This window comes from Pinibacter aurantiacus (assembly GCF_019130065.1).
Classification (GTDB): domain Bacteria; phylum Bacteroidota; class Bacteroidia; order Chitinophagales; family Chitinophagaceae; genus Pinibacter; species Pinibacter aurantiacus.
In genome coordinates, this window is sequence record NZ_JAHSPG010000001.1 from 389735 (window position 1) to 409167 (window position 19433).

Sequence of the window (19433 nt, forward strand, 5' to 3'; positions counted from 1 at the left end):
TAACAGTAATTTTCACTGCAAATTAGTCAAAAACAGAATTAGATTCCTGTATATGACGAAAATCATAGGAACGCCTCTAGTGAGTTCTACTTTTGCATCAAGAAAAAGTACCCCACATGTCACAAGGTTTAAGCAAAAACGACCGCAGAAGATTTGAAGACAAGCTGAGCAAAATAATCCGTGCCAATGAAACTATGCTCGGCTATCCCCTCGCCCGGGATTTCGATTACAGTGAAATTCTTCCCCTGATAGCTTATGGCCTTAACAACATCGGCGATCCTAAGGTGGAATCAACATCTGTGATCAACACAAGAGAGGAAGAGAATGAAGTGGTAGATTTTTTTGCAGACATCTTTCGTGCACCGGCAAATAATTATTGGGGCTATGTAACAAACGGCGGAACTGAGGGAAATCTATATGCACTTTATCTTGCCCGCGAATTGTACCCGGATGCAATGGTTTATTTCTCCGAAGCAACTCATTACAGTGTGCAAAAAAACCTGCACCTTTTAAAACTCGACAGCATTACTATCAGATGCCAGGAAAATGACGAGATGGATTACGAAGATCTTGAAGAAGTTATGTCGCAACACCGTCACAGACCTGCGATCGTTTTTGCAAACATCGGCACTACGATGACAGAAGCAAAAGACAACGTAGCGACAATAAAAAACATCCTGAAAAAATTGGCCATACGCCAACACTACGTACACGCCGATGCTGCACTGGCAGGCACTTACACAGCTTTAGTGGAGCCACATCATCCGTTTGATTTTAAAGATGGGGCTGACAGCATTTCAATAAGTGGTCACAAATTCATTGGTTCTCCGATACCATGCGGAGTGGTGATCGTAAAGAAAAATTACAAAGAGCGCATTGGCCAGCTCATTCCTTATATCGGCACGCTTGATACTACAATTACCGGTTCACGCAACGGGCACACACCAATGTTCCTTTGGTATGCCATTAAAAAATGGGGCAAAGAAGGTTTCCTGCAAAGAGCAGAACATGGTATGGAACTGGCAAAATATACAAAGAGGAAATTAAACCTGATGGGCTGGAAAGCATGGATGAATCCTAACTCACTCACGGTTGTGATTGACAAACCTGCAGATGAATTAATTGCCAAATGGCAAATAGCAACACAAGGAAACATGGCGCATATCATTTGTATGCCCGGCGTTACAAAAGAACAGATCGATTTATTTTTAGCAGATATGTTGAAGTTTTATGGTAGCAGAGTAGCTCCTATTTCAGTCAATTAGAAATTTGGAGTTAGGAATTAGAAGCAACCGTGCGACATCTTTACGATATCACACACCACTAATTCCTAACTCCTAATTTCTAACTCCTAATTCTTCTGGTGCTTCCACAACTCCTGGAAAGCCGCACTATTCTGCATCAAATGCACAAACGTTCCTTCATCCTGTATACGACCCTGGTGAAGAATGTAGATATAATCAAACTGAGGAAGCAAATGCAATCTGTGCATGGATGAGATGATTGCTTTATCCGGAAATGCTTTGAACATATTGCTGTAGATCATCGCTTCTGTTTTGGGGTCCACGCTGCTGGTGGGCTCATCCAGCAAAACAATACCGCTTTCCTGCGCTGCAAGAAAGCCGCGGGCCAATGCCAGCCTTTGCTTTTGTCCGCCCGATAAGTTCACTCCTTTCTCTCTGATGTCAGAAGACAATCCTTCCGGTAAATTATTCACTACTTCTAAGAAGTGTGCGCTTTGGCAGGCCTCTAATACTTCTTCCTTTGAAAATGGCAAGCCCAGTGTGATGTTGTATGAAATGGTATTTTCAAAAATTTCCGGCTCTTGCGGAAACAATGTGATGGATTCATTCAACGACTCCATTGAGAAGGGTTTCTCATCAACATTCAAGTCAATCGTTCTCGGAGCATATAAGCCGCGCAAAAGCGCCAGCAGCGTACTTTTGCCGCTGCCACTCTCTCCTATCAATGCAATCTTTTTACCACGTTCTATATTCAAGTGAAGATTGTGTAAACTCTGCGGCACATAGTCGTTATCGTAAGCAAAGCGATGAGAGAAATGCAGGTTCTTTATCTCAACAGATCGCCAGTCTGCAGGCAACTCGCCGGGTTCTTCGGTACGTTGTAGTTCTGCATACGAAGCGTTGATGTTTGATGCAGTTTTGATAGCTGTGTCGAATTGCACAATTTCTGTGTATTGAAAAGCGATGGTTTGAAACACGCTGGTGAATTGGTTGATATAACCCAGCAACATTACCAAACCCGCAACATTAAACACTTTTCCCGGTTCATAGTGCTGATACACATAACCTCCGGCAACAATGCAATAGATCAGGGTGATCAACATTTCCGAGGCGAACCATTTCCATTCATTCACTGTTGCATTCTTGCGAAATGGCGGCAATATCCTGTTTACTTTTTGCAACAAACCCGACTCCATACTTTTCTCCAAACGCAGTGCAATCACCGTCATAATGTTTGAAAGACTATCAAATAAAGTTGCAGAAACAACGTGTTCTCTTTCATTTACCTGCGATAAGGTTTTGATGAATGGCCTGTCAAAACGGGTGATCGTCCACACCACCAAACAACCCATCAATACTGCAATGCAGCCGAATATGGGCGAGAAATAAATGATTGCGGTAACGGAGAAAACAAATTTTGTGATGGCATAGAGATAAATAAATCCCCTGTCGAAAAAATCGCGCAACGCTTCATAAGCTTTACGGATCCTGTTAATGGTGGAACCGCTGTGATGATCCTGGTGCCATTTCACCGGCAGGTGCAAAACCTGGTGGTAGCGCTCCATCAAAAAGTTTCGGCTCAGGTAAAAAGCCAGTGTCCGCTCCATCACACGCGCCGGACCGTGAAAGCACCACTCAAGCAGCTTCAACAAAAAATATCCTGACACAAACATGGCGGTGTAACGCAACACGTTGTGCGCATCATTTTGCAATTTGCCCACAAACCACCCCAACAACAACGGGTTTAATGAAAAGATGAGATTGGCACAGATGAACATGAAGTACACGAGAATGTATTTCTTTCGTTGCTCCCGAGCATATTTCCATCCCGTGGTTAAGAGTGATATGTATGGGTGTTGCATGTAGCTAAGGTAATCAGGAATTAAGAATTAGGAATTAGGAATTCTGCAAGATTGTAATTCCCGTAGTTAAATGCAGCAACCCTTATTCCATACTCCATGCCATTTAGGGAATCATTTTCCCATGTCAGGCGATGTCCACATCCGATGCACAAAGACCGCTTGTCATCCCGACGAAGGAGCGATCTGAGTGCATATCGTCGAAGAGCGTTAACAGGTGTTGAACCCAGATCGCTCCTTCGTCGGGATGACAAACAACATTCTTTCAATTTGTCGAGCAACTTAACTAAGGACGTTAAATTACTAAATTCAGTATCCTACAAAAACAAAAAAACAGAAGCGAGACCACTTCTGTTTTCCATTTCTAAAACTGTAAAAAATAAACCCTATATGCATTCACCATCGGTGCTGCACACAGTTCCTTCATTATTGTTGTTGGATATAATTTCTATTGCAGGTTGTGTTTCTTTCCAGCTTGTTTCCAATGCTTCGAGAAACAGTTCAGATGGTTGTGCACCTGAAATGCCATATTTATTGTCGATCACAAAGAACGGAACGCCATTGACACCTATTCGTTGCGCCACTTGTCCGTCAGCTTTTACTTCATTCGTAAACGCACTGCCTGCAAGCATTTCAGTTGTTTCCTGTTTGTCCAGACCGAGCGATTCACCCAATGCAATCAGCACGGCATGATCGGCAATATTTTTCCCTTCAGTGAAATAAGCTTTGAAAAGAACTTCTTCCGCCTCATCACCAAGGCCCTTTGTTTTGGCAAACTGGATAAGCCTGTGTGCATCAAATGAATTGGCAATTACGGCCTTATCAAAATCGTATTGCAAACCAACTTCTGCTGCAGACTTCGTAACATGCTCATGCATTTTTACTGACCACTCACGGCTCTGCCCTTTAATCTCGGCAAGATAATCGTACACATTTTTATTTGTGTCCGTTACCACCGTCGGATCCAATTCGAAGCTATGCCATTCTATTTCCACCTTATCCTTATGTGCAAATTGCTCCAGTGCATTTTCAAACTTGCGTTTGCCAATGTAGCAAAAAGGACATCGTACGTCTGACCAGATATCTATTTTCATTCTTAAATTTTTTGAACCTGTTGAATTAGTTGAGAGTTGAGAATGGAGAGTTGAGAGTTATTCTTTGTCGCAGGTCACAGGATTCATGTATTCACCTGTTACATTTCTTTGCCAGCCGAGTGTCCCAAATCATCTAATTATATTCAATCTTTAGCGCCCGCTACTTGCAACCAACTCTCAACTCTCCATTCTCAACTCTCCACTTCATTAGTCTTTTGCGAATTCGCCATCCGCAGTAATCGTAACTTCTTCGCTCAACATTGCTGCAGGAAACTTGCCACCAACTTCGAAATCAGAACGCTTCAAAGTACCTGTCAGTCTAAAACCAGCATCTGGCTTTTTAGTCATAGGGTGAGAAATTGTACCACGGTACCAAAGATCCATTGTAACTGGTTTTGTAATACCATGAATAGTAAGATTACCGGTTAATTTATATTTTCCTTCGCTTACTTTTTTAACGCCAGTGCTTTTAAAAGTAATAGTTGGGTATGTTGCTACATCAAAGAAATCCGCAGATTTCAGGTGAGTGTCTCTTTGTTGAATACCAGTATTGATTGATTCAGCTTTGATGCTCAAATCAAATATTGCGTCACTAAAATCTTCTTTAGATGAAGTGATGTTTACATCAAAATCTGTGTAAGCACCGGAAACAGTAGAAACGCCAAGGTGCGTAATGTCGAATTTAATTTGCGTGTGTGCTTTATCAGCTTTCCATACGCTTTGAGAGAAACCTGCAAATGATGCAGCTACAAGAAGAAAAAATAATGAAATCTTTTTCATGACGAGTTTGAGACGTTGTTAATTTGGATGAATTTTATTTATTTAGCTTGCTTTCGATAGAAATAAAAAGTAAAAAATAAAAATGTTAGATTGTTCGTGTGCTTGATATTGTACGGACAGATCGCTCTATAGTCTTTTTATTTTTTACTTTTTATTTTTGCTTTTACTCTTAGTTTGCTTGTGCTTCAGACAACTGGATGTTCGCTACCAGTTTGATGTCTTCGCCAAGAGCCAGACCGCCAGTTTCTGTAAGTGCATTGTAAGTCAAACCAAATTCTTTACGGTTGATCTTACCAGTTACTTCGAAACCATATTTCATGTTGCCGTAAGCGTCTTTTTCAGCACCACCGAACTCAGCTTCAACTTCCACCGGTTTGGTTACACCTTTCATTGTAAGTTCACCGGCAAGGCGATAAACGTCACCTTTAACTTTTGTGAAAGAAGTTGATTTGAAAGTAATCGCAGGATAGTTAGCCGTATCAAAGAAATCAGCAGATTTCAGGTGACCATCTCTTGCTTCCTGGTTGGTGTGGATGCTGTCTACATCGATGTTGAAGTTGATTTCAGCATTTTCGAAACCGTCTCCGTTGGTAACTGCACCGCCTTCAAATTTGTTGAAAGCACCTGTTACGGTAGAAATTACAAGGTGTTTTACTTTAAAATGTACTTCTGAATGCAGGGGGTCGATAACCCATTTTTTAGTTGACATATGTGATGTTTTTTATTGTTTTTTAAAAATTTGTTGATAATTAATTAACATTGATATAAAATATAACAGTGTTAGATATTGGATAAAAAAAGAACTTTTAACCGCCGATTCCTCTGACAAATCCTTCAATTGCGTCCTGTAAAACTTTCTGTTTAAGTTCATCGGGGTACACACTTTTCTCAATCACCTGGATAGCTACGAGGCCGTGCAGAATTGACCAATATGCATGATATTTCATAAATACTTCAGCATCAGGATTTTTACTCTGTGCAATTGCGGCAGAGATGCTTGAGATCATAACGTCTGTAAAGGTTTTCATCTCGGGTACGGTATTAACCATTTCACAGGCCGGCATCCCCAGACCAAACATCAGCTGGTAATACTCTTTGTTCTCAAACGCGAAGTTCCAGTAGGCTTTGGCCATTTTCACCAATTGACATCCGGGCTCTTGTTCGCTTTCCTTTCCTTTCAATAATTCCTGTGTCAGCAGGGTAAAACCTTCTTTGGTGAATTCGAGCAGGATTGCTTCCTTGTTTTCAAAGTGACTGTAGATTACGGGCACGCTGTACTCGATCGCGTCCGCTATCTTGCGAATGGAAAGTGTTTGCCAACCTTCTTCGGTGGCAATTTTCCAGGCAGATTGCAGGATCGCTCCCCTCACTTGCTCTTTGTGTCTTATTTTTCTTTCCGCTACTCCCATTTTGTTTACTCCTTATTTTCTATCAGCACCTGCTATTATTTCTAACAGCGTTAGCAAAGATACAGTTACAACATTGATATTTCCAAATAAATCATCGTTTAAACATTAAATATTTTGTGAAAAAAGTTACCGCATTGATAATCAATGCGGTAATAATACGATGATTCCGGTACAGACAAGGCGGCGCCTTGTCTCTACAGCCCCAGTTCATCGGCGCTAGGCCCATAGCTTCCGGGAATCGGCACATTCAGTAAACGCAGGAACACGCCCAACTGTGCACGATGGTGGATGGTTTGGCTTAAAGAGGCCCTCACTGTTCCGCCTTTGGTTCCTTCATCATAGATCTGTTCGCCGTTTCTCAAAACCCATGGTATATCCAGAATTTCATCGTCCGCGTCTACCAAATACTGACGGCTATCCGCAAACGTTTTTTCGAAATATTCCAATAATTCTTTTGTGTTGCTGATTTGCTCCTGCTCATAAGGATTGGCAGCAAAGTCCAACCCTTCTGTGGTGAAACCAAGTTTTACCCAACCCGGCAACTCGGCGATATGTGTAGCAAGTTCGCGAACTGACATACTTTTTGGATGTGGTTTCCAATCGTATTTATCATCCGGAACCTTTGAAAGCATTTTGCGCGTGATGTCTGCTTCCTGATCATACTCTTTTAAGAAAACTTCTACTCTTGTCATAACGTGTTGTTTTATGAATACAAAGTAAATCGTCGATTGTGCCAACCCTATGTCAGTAAGTTTGCAGGGTGCAAAAAAAAAATGATTTTTGCGTATAGACAAGGCATTGATGCTTTCCGTACAGACAAGGCAATGCCTTGTCTATACAATTTCAAAAACCTGACACCATGACTAATTACTTTATTGTTCCGGGACTTGGAAACTCCGGCGAGCAACACTGGCAATCAAACTTTGAAAGATCGGGAGAGAACTTTAAACGCATTGAACAGAAAGAATGGGACGCACCTGTTTGCAGCGACTGGATAGCAACGATTGATGAGACTTTGAAAGATTATGATCTGTCAACCGTTGTGCTTGTTGGTCACAGCCTTGCCTGTGCTACCATTGCCCAATGGGCGATTGATAACAACAGGCAAATTAGAGGAGCTTTACTCGTGGCACCAAGCGATCTCGAAGCAACAGGATATGATTTTCCTGCGGTTGGATTTTCTGTTCCCAAAACAAAAATTCCTTTTAAGACCATTGTGGTAGCCAGCACAAACGATCCCTGGGTTACAATTGATAGGGCGAAACATTTTGCAGAAATATGGGGTAGCGAGTTTATCAATATAGGCGATGCCGGACATATTAACGTTGATGCCGGCTACACCGAATGGCCAGAGGGCATGGAAATTTTAAAAAGACTATAATTATATATGGAAGATTACGTGATTTCAGTTAACAAGATCGAAGACCTTCAGATGACCAAGGACACTGTGGCATTGGACATTATTTTTCAACGTGCAAAATCAACTATTGTTGGAGGCTGCGCAACTATTCTTGTTCGCGAGAACCGAGATGGCAGCAAGGATAAATTTGAAGAGTTCACTTCACTCGAGGATTTAGAGGCTTACAAGAAAAGAGTGTATAAGTTTTTGTAAAGAAGTTGAGAGTTGAGAATGGAGAGTTGAGAGTTTTTCATAGTCAAAGATTCTGCCTTGACGGACAAATATTGTATTTTGAAAGGCCTTATTTTTTCAACTCTCAACTCTCAACTCTCAACTCTCAACTCTCAACTCTCAACTCTTTACAGCGCTTCTATTTTATAACCTGCTTTTATTACCGCTGCTGCGATATTCGCTTCCGGCAAGTTGGTGTTTACAGTCAATACTTTCGAAGGATTTTGAGTATCTACCCTCCAATTATCTTTTCCTGCTACTTCGTTTAATGCGGGTGTAACTGCTGCTACACAACCACTGCAATTGATATTCGTTTTAAATTTTAATGTTTTCATTGTTTTGATTTTTATTTGAAAGACTGGTTTTTAATAATAGTTTTTCGTTCTACGGACATGTTGTTTTGCGGGGTTCGGAGACGCATTATCATGCGTCTCTACGGTGCCCATTTCAAACGCAGGCTATTGGTGACTACGCTGACGGAACTTAATGCCATTGCGGCTCCGGCTATCATTGGATTTAATAAAAAACCGTTGACTGGGTATAAAATACCCGCTGCTATCGGAATACCAATGAGATTATAAATGAAAGCCCAGAACAAATTCTGACGAATTGTTCTCACTGTGTTAATTGACAATTTGATAGCTTCAGGAATCCGTGAAAGATCAGATGAAATGATGGTCATCTTTGCCACATCCATCGCTATGTCGCTTCCTTTTCCCATTGCTATGCTGACATCTGCCTGTGCCAACGCACTGCTGTCGTTGATGCCATCTCCAACCATTGCAACTACCTTTCCCTGTTGCTGCAACTCTTTTACGAATACCGCCTTATCAGCCGGCAAAACTTCTGCTTTGTAATGGGCAATGCCTGCTTCTGCCGCTATTGCTTTTGCGGTGGCTTCATTGTCGCCAGTAAGCATGTACACATCTATGCCGGATTGTTGCAATAATTTCACAGCTTCGCTGGAGCTTGCTTTGATTTTATCTGCAATCGCAACTGCTGCAAGCGCTTGTTTTTCATTACCAAAATAGATCACTGTTTTTGCTGTAGCCAGCCATGTTTTAGCGTTCGACAGAAGATCTTCAGGGATAGTTATATTGTTCTTACGCATCAACTTTTCATTGCCAACATAGTAGAACAAGCTGTTGACATGTGCCTTTACGCCCTCTCCTGTTATGCTTTCAAAGTGATGAACAGGCACGTAATCTTTTACATCAAAGTATTTTACAACAGCTTCCGCAAGCGGATGCTCGGATTGTTTTTCAATCGATGCAAAAACATTTGCGAAGCTATTATCATTACTCAACCAGGCAATATTGGTAACCGCAGGTTTGCCCTCTGTGATCGTTCCTGTTTTATCAAGCACAATTGCATTTACTTTTTTTGCCAGTTCAAGGCTTTCGGCATCTTTGATCAGTATGCCGTGCTCTGCACCTTTCCCAACGCCAACCATTATGGCTGTGGGTGTGGCAAGACCAAGCGCACAAGGGCAAGCTATTACCAACACGGTGATCATTGCGAGCAAGCCTTGTGTAAAACCGTTTTCACCACCTAAAATGATCCACGCGATCAACGTAAGCATTGCCAACCCGATTACAACGGGTACAAAAATACCGGCGATTTTATCCACCAGTTTTTGAACAGGCGCCTTACTTCCCTGCGCATCCTGTACGGTTTTGATGATTTGTGCCAACAATGTCTCGGCACCTACTTTATCTGCACGAAACTGAAAGCTGCCTTTCTGATTGATGGTTCCCGCAAATACTTTCGCATCTTTTGATTTACTGACTGCAACAGGTTCTCCCGTGATCAAGCTTTCATCAACAAACGAACTTCCGGAAATTACGGTTCCGTCGACTGCGATTTTTTCGCCGGGCCTGATCAATATTATGTCACCCGGTTTCACGTTTGCCAAAGGCATTTCCATTTGATGTCCCCCGTGATGCACTACCATAACAGTTTTTGGTTGCAGGCCAATCAGTTTTTTAATGGCGGAAGAAGTATTGCTCTTTGCTTTTTCTTCCAGCAATTTGCCTAACAGAATGAATGTGATCACCACTCCTGCTGCTTCAAAGTACACATGTGCATGCAAACCTTTATTGTGCCAATAAGCGGGAAACAAAGTATTAAACACGCTAAACAAATAAGCCACGCCGGTACTTAGCGCTACAAGCGTATCCATGTTGGCTGACCTGTGTTTAGCCTGCTTCCACGCATTCACAAAAAATTGTTTTCCGAGAATAAGAACGATTGGAGTGCTCAGCGCCCACATGATGTAATTCGCGTACGGCATGTTCATAAAAAACATTCCGATAATAACCAATGGAACAGACAATGCAATTGCTCCAATTGTTTTCCTCCGCAACAATTTATATCGATCGTTGCGCAGTGCTTCAAGCGATTCTTTTGCTTCTTCATTTTCTTCAATTACCAGATCGTAGCCTGTTGACTGAACAGCTTCTTTAAGTTGTTGTGCCGTAATGATGGAAGGAATATATTCTACCTGAGCCGATGCGTTGGCATAGTTCACACTGGCGCTTACCACGCCGTTTAAAGCTTTCAACGTACCTTCTGTTCCGGCAGCGCAGGACGCACAGGTCATGTTCAGCACAGGAAAATTCTTTTTAACGGTATTTACGTCGTAACCAAGATCTCGAATGGTTCTTACTGCTTCGGGAATCACTTCATTCTCATCTGCAGTTTCAATAACTGCACGATGATTGTTCAATTCAACTTTGTGTGAAACAACGCCTTTTACTTTCTGTAAGCCTTTGTCAACGATCAAAGCACAATGTTCGCTTTCAACTCCTTCTAAAGGAAGATATATGGTATGATTAGCTGGCATGATGTTTAAATTTTGTGCCGTAAAGTTCCGAAGCACCAGGCCGCAAGCTGTTATACAATTTTGGAAATCATTTACATAATTTCGGGGCAATAACTGAATAACTGACTCGTTTAGCGTACTCAGTTATCCATCAAACACGCGACATGAAATTATTTTTGATTATTGGCGGGCTATTTCTCATCATATTTACCGGGCTAGTCCCTTTACCTCGGAAAATTCAAGAATATAAAACACAAAAAGAGGGGGAAATCGTCGAAACTGTTGTTATCCGGGTAGAATCTTGTGTTAATCACAAAGCATTGTTGATTTTCAAGTACAATGATCAGCGATATGATAAATGGATTGACTGCAACATTGATTATAAAAAAGGCGATATACTCAGATTAAAACATCTTGAAGATAGTGACATCTTTCTTTTCGAACAGGAAGACGTAACTCGACAATTTATCGCCTCCGGTTTCTTAATAGTATTTGGATTAATCTTTGTCGTTAAGGGGTTTAAGTATAAAAGTTAAAAGCTTGTCTTTCTCAAAACGAAATAATATCGTTGCTTTATTTTCCTATTATTGCCCCTCAAAACAAATACCCTGGTTAATAACTTCATGAGATCCTTACCCATTTTTACCGTTATTATTTTTGCGCTTTCAATTGGTTGCAATGAAGCAGCCACGACTTCATCAAAAAGTAAAACTGATACCCTGGTTGCAAAAAGTGATTTTGACTCCACCCAGGAATCAATTGCTGCAAAGAAAGTTGTTTACAATTTTTTCAGCTGGTATTTGAAAGAAGCGGACAGTATCATTAGCCCACAAATGGTAAACAATTTTGGTGGCGATTACGATAGCACAAAATTCTATTCAGTCAATTTTGTTGAAACAGAAAAGTATTTATCAAAACTTCAACATACCGGTTATATTTCACAGCACTATCTGGATTATTGGAGAAGCTATTTTAAACAAGCCGACGAGGACTTCAAAAAGAATCCTGAGAACGATGGTCCTCCTGCATACTTTGATTATGATTTTGTGATGTTGGGGCAAGACATTATCGATAGAAAAGAATTACAAGAAGCAAAAGCCAAGGTCAGCTTCCCTGACCATTCGAAAGCATTGGTGCTAATGCCATTTAGCGAGAACGATAAAATGCAATATTTTTTGTCCAACAATAACGGTAAATGGCAAATCGATAGCATCGGCCGGGAGCCGAGTAAATGAAGATTGAATAATTGATAAAGACCCCGATGAGACGTCAACAACTCAATTATTCAATAACTCAATGATTCAACTTCTCCGCGGCACGAATTTTTCAGGGCTATCAAAAACGTCCTATGCGTACAGCTAAAATCAAACTGAAATGGTGGCAACTGGCTTTATTATCTGTTGCTGTTTCTATCCTTGGAAAGATTGCTGGTGGTAAATCTTCGGAGGATGAAGAAACTATTTACAGGGAAAAATTCAACCAAGCGCCGTGGGCGCCGCCAGCGTGGCTTTTCGGGCCCGCATGGACAATTAATAATTTCTTTCTTCTATGGGCCCTGCAGGATTTGATCAATAGCGAAGATAGCCTTTACAAGAAAAGTTTGCTGTGGTTGCAACTTCCGATCTGGGCAATATTTTTTACGTTCAATTATATCTATTTCAACAAGAGAAGTACTGTATTGGCGGCTGTTTGGACCAAGGCAGACTCAGTATTGGCAATTATCAGTTTTATACTTGCCATGAAAAAAGATAGAAAGTTTTCGTGGAACTATGCACCGTTAGCAGCGTGGACAACATTCGCGAGTACAGTGGCAGATTACCAGGCGCTCAAGAATCCAGATCCGTTCATGAAAACGAAAGCATTGTTGTAAAAAAATTCTTACCCAGCATAAATCGATAACGGGCCTTTTGCAAAGTTTGCAAAAGGTCTTTTTTGTTTTATAGTATCTTGGCAGTAAATCAACACCATGGTAGTTCCTGTTTTTCGCATTTATGATTATGAGAAATCAGTAAAATTTTATGTGGATTGGCTGGGCTTTAAAATTGACTGGCAGGATATTCCACAGGATGGGCCTTTGTACATGCAAATTTCGCTGAATGATATTGTGTTACAGTTATCGGGCCATCACGGAGATTGTAGCCCCGGCGCAAAAGTGATGGCCGATAAAAAGGATTTGAAATTGTTTCATGAAAAGATCATGGCCAAGGATTACAAATTCATGCGCCCAGGATTGGAACGAGCACCTTGGGATGAAAACTATTTATTGGTAACAGTGATTGATCCTTCTTATAATAAAATTGAGTTCGTGGAAAAGATAAAATAAAACGCTTAATGCTTAATGCAGAACGCCTAACGCGAGTTTAACTTCAACCGTTCTGCGTTTGGTGCTATATGCGTTAGGCAACATTCATTTTATATGCGTCGCCTAAATACTTTTCCAATAGTTCATCCAGGCCTTTCCCATATAAAAAGTCGTGGGACCATCTTGATATATTGGCTTCTGTTTCTTCGAACACACCATGTAAATTCATTTCGCGAATGGTCTGTTTTTCCCTGAAAGAAATTTTTCCATCAAGCAAAAAACCTGTGATGATCAAAAGCAGGACAATGTTCTTCTCTTTTGTTTCCAATGATTTTACACGATCAAGATAGTCTTCGGTTAAGAGATGTTTGTCCTTTGCAGTTATGTTGTACAATGCGAAAAGATTCTTTGTAAGCAAAAAATGATTCTCATGAAAATCACGCTTGCTGATGGCGATGAATTGCAACGTATCATACAACATCGCTTTAAATTCAGGGGTTTCGGGCTGTACCTTATAGATCGACTGGGAAATGCCTTCAATAAAGTTTTGCCCCATGATAATGATTTTCGCCTTATTCAAAATAACGTGTGTTCCATAAGCGTTCCAAAATGCGAAAATGGGAATGCCCGCCATGTCTTTCAGCATTTGCACCATGTATCGCCCAAAAACTCGCTGAATGAACAACTTAAATACAAAGTTAGATAGCGTTGCTTTTAGCATGAACATTAGGTTCCATACAAGGATCACTTTTCGGTTCGCTTGCTGCAAGGGATCGATGCCATATTCAAGCACTTGCCTGTTCTTTTTTTCAAGCCCAATATCAAGCATAAGGTTGCGTTTGTGCTCAGCTCCTTTATTGGAATAGTTCAAAAAGCCAGTAGCAACGGCCATTTCATGTGCCACCCAAATATTGAGAAGTGTGAGCAGCAGCAATTCAATATACACAAGTACAATGCTGTACATCCACAAAATGAGCGGCAGTGCAAATGCTTTGCCGAGCACTGTAATATTTGTAACCGGAAAAAATTGAGGAAATAAATGTGGTGGAATGACGAGCAGCACCACTCCCATCGCGCCAAAAAAGGCAGCCGAAACAATCGCAATTCGCTCACGCTTCTTGATCGCCGCTACTTCAGCGTCGTTTAACAGATAAAGTTCATCATCTGTCTGCACTTTTTTTATGGGCAGGATATTGTAAAACAAACCGTATACTTTCCGCATGCAAGGAAATTGTTGCGACAAAAATAGTACTTAATGCTGAACGCTTAATGCCTAACGCCTAACGCAGGATGCAGCGTTCTGCGTTCTGCGTTCTGCGTTAAGCGTTAAGCGTTGAGCATTCAGCGTTCAGCGTCTATTGAAAATTAGTTGGTGGAATATGTGATGGCACTACGTTGTGCACTGGTTTGGTAGATTTAAGAAAAGCGAAAATATCTCTCAGGTCCTCGTCTTTGAGATGCACATAATTTTGCCATGGCATTGGCGGCAAAATAGAACGATTGCTATCCAGCCCTTTAAACTTGCCTTTAGTTAAAGCTGTTTTGAATTGATTAAAGCTCCAGTAGCCAATACCTGTTGGATCAGAAGTAAGATTGCCCGTGAATGAAACGCCCCATGGCCCTGCGATTGCAGTGTTTGTATGGTTAAACAACACCCAGTCTTTCAACGCACTTGTATCTACATGAGGAACCGGAACCTGCATTGGGTGACCGCTTAAAAACCTTGAGGTATCTGGCTCGGGCCCCATCGGTCCCATTTTTAACGGTGTGTGGCAATCGCTGCAACCCATTGCCGTTACAAGATATTTTCCGTGCTCCGCCTGTTCCCTGGTGTAATGAAAAGCGGGGCCGTTGTCGTCACTTACAGTCTTTGCTGAGCTACTGTTACAAGCTACTATTGCTCCTGCCATCGCTACGGCAATAAAGATGATTGCCAATGTAATTTTTTTCATGGTAAATCTTGGTTGTCCCTTTGGGGGTATATTGTTGTTTAAATCTTTTACAAAAAAACAACACATTCCTTCGCCCCTGAAGCTGCAAAGACATCAACTGTGTTTTTTAATGCCTGAATTGTCTGCAGGAAAAACATTCTCAATTCATCCCCGGAAAACCACAATACATCCACCGGAGCACTAGCATTTTCAACGGTTGCGTATTATATTTGAGTAAAGCAACCCATTACCCAAACGTGCGCATTTTACTATTACTTCTATTTACCGGCTTACGAACGATTGCCTTTGCCCAGGAGCCTGAGCAATATATATTTTCACATATCGGCATTATGAATGGACTCATCTCCGACGAGGTGACACATGTGCAGCAAGACCCTCTTGGATTTGTCTGGATCGGCACACTCAATGGCATACAACGATATGATGGCAAGCGTTTCGTGTATTTCAGGCATACAGACAACAATCCTTTTTCTCTTCCGAATGATAAGATTCTGGGGATGCAACTCGACAACAAAAACAGGTTGTGGGTATTGTGTGCTGAGAATAAGATTGGCTATATCAACGTGACGGATCTTAAATTTCACGAAGCGGCCATTCGTCTTCCTGACTTTGTGGTGAAGAAAACGCCCGGCAGCCTTTTCATTGATAAACAGGGAAATGTTTTATTCATCTTAACGGGCAATGGTTTATTTACTTACAGCGAACGCAAGAATGAATTTTCGGAGCAAAGTAATTTGGTTCAACTGCCACCGCGCTGGAAACCGCTGTGCATTACGCAGGATAAGATCAGCAATAATTATTGGATTGGCTGCGACTCGGGATTGGCAAAGTACAGTAGTGAAAAACATGCATTGTCTTACGAATTAAACAATCCTGACAAAGATGCTGTCATCAATGGTTTGAAAGACCTCAATAACATTACCCGCATTCTTATTGACAAAAAACAAAGATGCTGGCTCCTTGCCGAAAAGAAGCAGCTTTTTAGTTTTGATGGCACTTCGCACGCTGTTCGTTCATGGAATAAATCTATTGCTGACATTGTAAACAATGTGGTGTATGAAATTCAAACGTTAAATGAGTTGAGTGATGGTTCGATATGGATAGGTGGTGCAAATGTTTTCGCAAAATTCGACACTGCAACCAAAAAATTTGAAAACATTCCCAGCGACCTGCCGGGTGAATACAGCATACGATACGACGTCGTAAGAAATATTTCCGAGGACAAAGAAAACAATGTCTGGACCTGCACCAACAAAGGATTGTACCGGTTCAACACGATGGCGCAATTGTTTCACGCAATAAGCAATCGCAAGCCCGGCAACGGTAAAAAATACACAGCCGGTGTTTCTTCCATCACACAATTAAGAGATGGGTCCATTGTAGCTGCTACTTTCGGCGACGGTGCTTTTTCTTACGACAGCAATTTCAAGCCAAAACATTCATCCCTGCTTCCCTCGCCCCGCGTGTCGCAGGCATGGTGCATATTTCAGCAAAGCGGTGGAGATGTATGGGAAAGCAATCATGACGGATCGTTGCTTATTCGCCACGCAGTGAACGGCAAAGAAGAAATGGTTCCTGCTTCTACTTTTGATGGAAGTGCCGTGCGGCAAATGGTGGAAGATAAAAATGGGAACGTTTGGCTGGGCACACAAAACGGAGCGCTTGTGCAATGGAACAAATCTTCCAAAAAATTTATTTTGAAGCACAGGCTCAACAGTATGATCCAGCGATTGTTTGCAGACAGTACAGGAACAGTTTGGGCAGGAACCGCTACCAGTGGTGTTTACAAAATCAACAGTGCCGGTGATATTGAGGACAACTATACCTCGTCCGGCCAGGTGAATAAAACGCTGACTTCATCTAACATTACAGACATTCTGCAATACAATGACAGCCTGTATATTTTCGCAGGCGACGGTCTGAATATTTTCAACATCAAAGCAAACAGTGTTCAACATTACAATATTGAAAACGATCTTCCCAGCAAATCCATTATCAATATTGTAAAAGACAAGGCGGGTTATCTGTGGCTTACCACACAAAGCATGTTGTGTAGCATCAACTTTCAAAAGCAAGTGGTTACAACCTATTCCCCGTCTGATGGCGTTTATACGAGTGCCTTCAACATGGGCTCCGCCTGCCTGTTGAGAGATGGACGCATTGCGATTGGCACTGCACACGACATGATGGTGTTTGACCCCGGCGCTATTGCGAAAAACGGTTATGCAGCGGCGCCTGACATCTCCATCACAGGCTTTTCTGTAATGAACAAACCAATGGATCTTGATTCACTTTTCAAACGTCCGGTTATTGAATTGAACAGCGATGAAAACTCTGTTACGATTGAATTTTCAACACTTACTTACCTCAATATTTACGGCGTCTTTTATAAGCTGGAAGGGCTTGATAAAAACTGGCAACTTACAGGAAGAACGCACCAGGCAGTGTACAGTTATTTGCCTCCGGGAAATTATACTTTCAAAGCTTACTGTGTAAATGGTGATGGCATCCCTTCTAAACATACGACAGAACTAAGCATAAAAATAAAGGCGCCTTTCTGGAAAACCTGGTGGTTCCTGAGCTTCATGGCTTTTGTGATAGTAACTATTTTGTATTGGCTGGATAAGTTGCGCATGCAAAAACTACGTGCCACAGAAAGCATCCGTTCGCGAATTGCAACAAGTCTCACAGATGATCTGAGCAGTTCTTTAAGCAGCATCAATATCATTAGTGAACTGGCGAAGAATAAAGTCTCCACGGACATTGACCGCACAAAAGAATACATTGCGCAAATAAGTGACACGAGCAATCGCATGATCGACTCCATGTACGATGTGGTGTGGAGCGTTGATCCAAACAACGATTCAATGGAACAAACAATCAATCGCATGAAAAATTTCACTGCGGAGATGGAGTCCTTGTATCCTGTTGATATTGTTTTCGAAATTGATAAAGCGATCTACAAATTGCAGCCGGACATGGAGAACCGTTACGAACTGCTTTCTATTTTTAAGGAGGCTGTCTGGAACGCCTGCAAACATTCCCGGGCAAAACACATCTTCGTAAATATTTCTTACAAAAAACAAGTGCTGGTAATTACTGTGCAGGACGACGGTATTGGCTTTGAGACGGAAGCCGTCAAACTCGGCAGGGGCATCAATGAAATGCGCCGCCGCTCCAACACCATCGACGCTTCGTTCACTATGCAGTCAGAGATTAATACGGGGACGGTTATCAAGGTGCAAAAAAGGTTTTAAGGGAGCGCCTGCGGCGCTTGTTTTTCACCACTAAGGCACTAAGGACACTGAGCCCCACTAAGTTTTTTAACCGCAAAGGGCTCAAAGTTATGCGCAAAGGAAACAAAGATATGATTGTCGACACCCACTTCGTTTCCTTTACGCGTCTCGAATTTGCTATTGCGTAGAATGTACTTTCTATGTGCCCTTTGAGGTTAAAATGAGTCACCTCTTAGTGAGGCTCAGTGTCCTTAGTTCCTTAGTCGTAAAATTTGGGCCATCACTTCCCCATCCACTTTTTAAACTCTGTTACTTTTTCTCTGCTTACTAAGCTTTCTTTATCTACTACCGGAGTAAGTTGCAGTATGAGGCGGTTGCCAAAATAATCATCTATCTTTTCAATGCTTTCAATGGACACAAAGAAGGATCGGCTGATGCGAAAATATTTTTCGGGGTCGAGCATTTCTTCCAGTTCATCCATGGTATAGTCGACCACAAATCTTTTATTGTCTTTTGTTTTAAAGAAGTTCAATCTGCCATCGCTGTAGAAGTACGCAATATCGTCAGTTTCAATACTTATCAATTTCTGACCAAGCTTTACCAGGAAACGTTTGCGATATTCCTTTGGTTGTAATTTCTGCTGGAGTTCCTTCACAAGGTTTTCTACATTCAATACCGTCATGCTGCCTGCATTGTTATACATGGCCTTCATTTTGCTAAACTTGTCCAGTGCGGATTGCAGGTCTTCTTTTTGGATGGGCTTCAATAAATAATCAACGCTGTTTACTTTAAACGCCTTGAGTGCAAATTCATCATACGAAGTAGTGAAGATAACAGTGCTTTTAACTTCTGTTCTTTCGAAAATTTCGAAACTCTGTCCGTCAGCGAGCTCAATGTCCATCAGGATCAAATCAGGTGTAGGATTGCTTTGCAGCCACTTTACTGACGCGTTGATGCTGTCTGTAACACCCACTACTTCTGCAGAATCATCTACACTTGCCAGGGTTTTCTGGAGTTTTTTTACTGCAAGGTCCTCGTCTTCTATAATTAGCACTTTCATGTTATCAGGTTTAAATTGGCTGCAATCAAAACAACCTTATCTA

The 19433-nt window shown here is 41.6% G+C and carries 18 protein-coding genes and 1 pseudogene; 8 read left to right on the top strand and 11 right to left on the bottom strand.

The annotated features are described in order from the left end of the window. The first annotated feature begins 116 nt into the window (after positions 1-116). Complete coding sequence (locus tag KTO63_RS01410; RefSeq protein ID WP_217789330.1) at positions 117-1265, top strand: histidine decarboxylase; 1149 nt, start codon at positions 117-119, stop codon at positions 1263-1265. Between the two features lie 86 nt (positions 1266-1351). Here KTO63_RS01410 and KTO63_RS01415 read toward each other — a convergent pair whose 3' ends face one another. From KTO63_RS01415 to KTO63_RS01440, 6 genes and pseudogenes are all read right to left on the bottom strand, one after another. Next, positions 1352-3106, bottom strand: coding sequence for an ABC transporter ATP-binding protein (locus tag KTO63_RS01415; protein WP_217789331.1), 1755 nt, complete (start codon positions 3104-3106; stop codon positions 1352-1354). A gap of 383 nt (positions 3107-3489) precedes the next feature. Beyond that, positions 3490-4206: pseudogene (locus KTO63_RS01420) on the bottom strand (DsbA family oxidoreductase); the annotation flags it as partial. Positions 4207-4404: 198 nt separating this feature from the next. Further along, positions 4405-4977, bottom strand: a complete 573-nt coding sequence (locus KTO63_RS01425) for a YceI family protein (RefSeq protein WP_217789333.1) — start codon at positions 4975-4977, stop codon at positions 4405-4407. Between the two features lie 169 nt (positions 4978-5146). Then, entirely contained in the window at positions 5147-5686 is a 540-nt protein-coding gene (locus KTO63_RS01430) for a YceI family protein (RefSeq protein ID WP_217789334.1), read from the bottom strand. A 97-nt stretch (positions 5687-5783) separates the two neighbouring features. Then, positions 5784-6386, bottom strand: coding sequence for a TetR/AcrR family transcriptional regulator (locus KTO63_RS01435; RefSeq protein ID WP_217789335.1), 603 nt, complete (start codon positions 6384-6386; stop codon positions 5784-5786). 194 nt (positions 6387-6580) lie between these two features. Next, positions 6581-7078, bottom strand: coding sequence for a DinB family protein (locus KTO63_RS01440; protein ID WP_217789336.1), 498 nt, complete (start codon positions 7076-7078; stop codon positions 6581-6583). A gap of 167 nt (positions 7079-7245) precedes the next feature. Here KTO63_RS01440 and KTO63_RS01445 point away from each other — a divergent pair, with 167 nt between their 5' ends. Beyond that, a complete protein-coding gene (locus KTO63_RS01445; RefSeq protein WP_217789337.1) occupies positions 7246-7767 on the top strand; it encodes an RBBP9/YdeN family alpha/beta hydrolase in 522 nt (173 codons plus the stop codon). A gap of 6 nt (positions 7768-7773) precedes the next feature. After that, entirely contained in the window at positions 7774-7998 is a 225-nt protein-coding gene (locus tag KTO63_RS01450) for a hypothetical protein (protein ID WP_217789338.1), read from the top strand. Between the two features lie 146 nt (positions 7999-8144). Here the strand turns inward: KTO63_RS01450 and KTO63_RS01455 are convergent, their stop codons facing one another. Further along, on the bottom strand, positions 8145-8351 hold the full coding sequence (locus tag KTO63_RS01455; RefSeq protein ID WP_217789339.1) for a heavy-metal-associated domain-containing protein: 207 nt from the start codon (positions 8349-8351) through the stop codon (positions 8145-8147). A 98-nt stretch (positions 8352-8449) separates the two neighbouring features. Continuing rightward, on the bottom strand, positions 8450-10861 hold the full coding sequence (locus tag KTO63_RS01460; protein ID WP_217789340.1) for a heavy metal translocating P-type ATPase: 2412 nt from the start codon (positions 10859-10861) through the stop codon (positions 8450-8452). 143 nt (positions 10862-11004) lie between these two features. On the opposite strand from KTO63_RS01460, the gene KTO63_RS01465 reads away from it, so the two are divergent. The 4 genes from KTO63_RS01465 (at position 11005) to KTO63_RS01480 (ending at position 13163) form a co-directional block, all read left to right on the top strand. Next, the gene (locus KTO63_RS01465) at positions 11005-11376 is read left to right on the top strand and encodes a hypothetical protein (protein ID WP_217789341.1); all 372 of its coding nucleotides are present in this window, start codon (positions 11005-11007) and stop codon (positions 11374-11376) included. A gap of 87 nt (positions 11377-11463) precedes the next feature. Further along, positions 11464-12075, top strand: coding sequence for a hypothetical protein (locus KTO63_RS01470; RefSeq protein ID WP_217789343.1), 612 nt, complete (start codon positions 11464-11466; stop codon positions 12073-12075). Between the two features lie 113 nt (positions 12076-12188). Next, positions 12189-12710, top strand: coding sequence for a TspO/MBR family protein (locus tag KTO63_RS01475; RefSeq protein ID WP_217789344.1), 522 nt, complete (start codon positions 12189-12191; stop codon positions 12708-12710). A gap of 96 nt (positions 12711-12806) precedes the next feature. Continuing rightward, positions 12807-13163, top strand: a complete 357-nt coding sequence (locus tag KTO63_RS01480; RefSeq protein ID WP_217789345.1) for a glyoxalase superfamily protein — start codon at positions 12807-12809, stop codon at positions 13161-13163. A gap of 73 nt (positions 13164-13236) precedes the next feature. On the opposite strand, the gene KTO63_RS01485 is transcribed toward KTO63_RS01480, so the two are convergent. Both KTO63_RS01485 and KTO63_RS01490 read right to left on the bottom strand, forming a co-directional pair. Next, positions 13237-14364 (bottom strand): LBF_2804 family protein, encoded by a 1128-nt coding sequence (locus KTO63_RS01485; protein WP_217789346.1) that lies wholly within the window; start codon positions 14362-14364, stop codon positions 13237-13239. Positions 14365-14497: 133 nt separating this feature from the next. Further along, positions 14498-15094, bottom strand: coding sequence for a diheme cytochrome c-553 (locus tag KTO63_RS01490; RefSeq protein WP_217789347.1), 597 nt, complete (start codon positions 15092-15094; stop codon positions 14498-14500). A gap of 209 nt (positions 15095-15303) precedes the next feature. On the opposite strand from KTO63_RS01490, the gene KTO63_RS01495 reads away from it, so the two are divergent. Continuing rightward, positions 15304-18351: a sensor histidine kinase gene (locus tag KTO63_RS01495; RefSeq protein ID WP_217789348.1), complete on the top strand. Its 3048-nt coding sequence runs from the start codon at positions 15304-15306 to the stop codon at positions 18349-18351. Between the two features lie 259 nt (positions 18352-18610). On the opposite strand, the gene KTO63_RS01500 is transcribed toward KTO63_RS01495, so the two are convergent. Next, positions 18611-19390 (bottom strand): LytR/AlgR family response regulator transcription factor, encoded by a 780-nt coding sequence (locus KTO63_RS01500; RefSeq protein WP_217789349.1) that lies wholly within the window; start codon positions 19388-19390, stop codon positions 18611-18613. Positions 19391-19433: the final 43 nt, after the last annotated feature.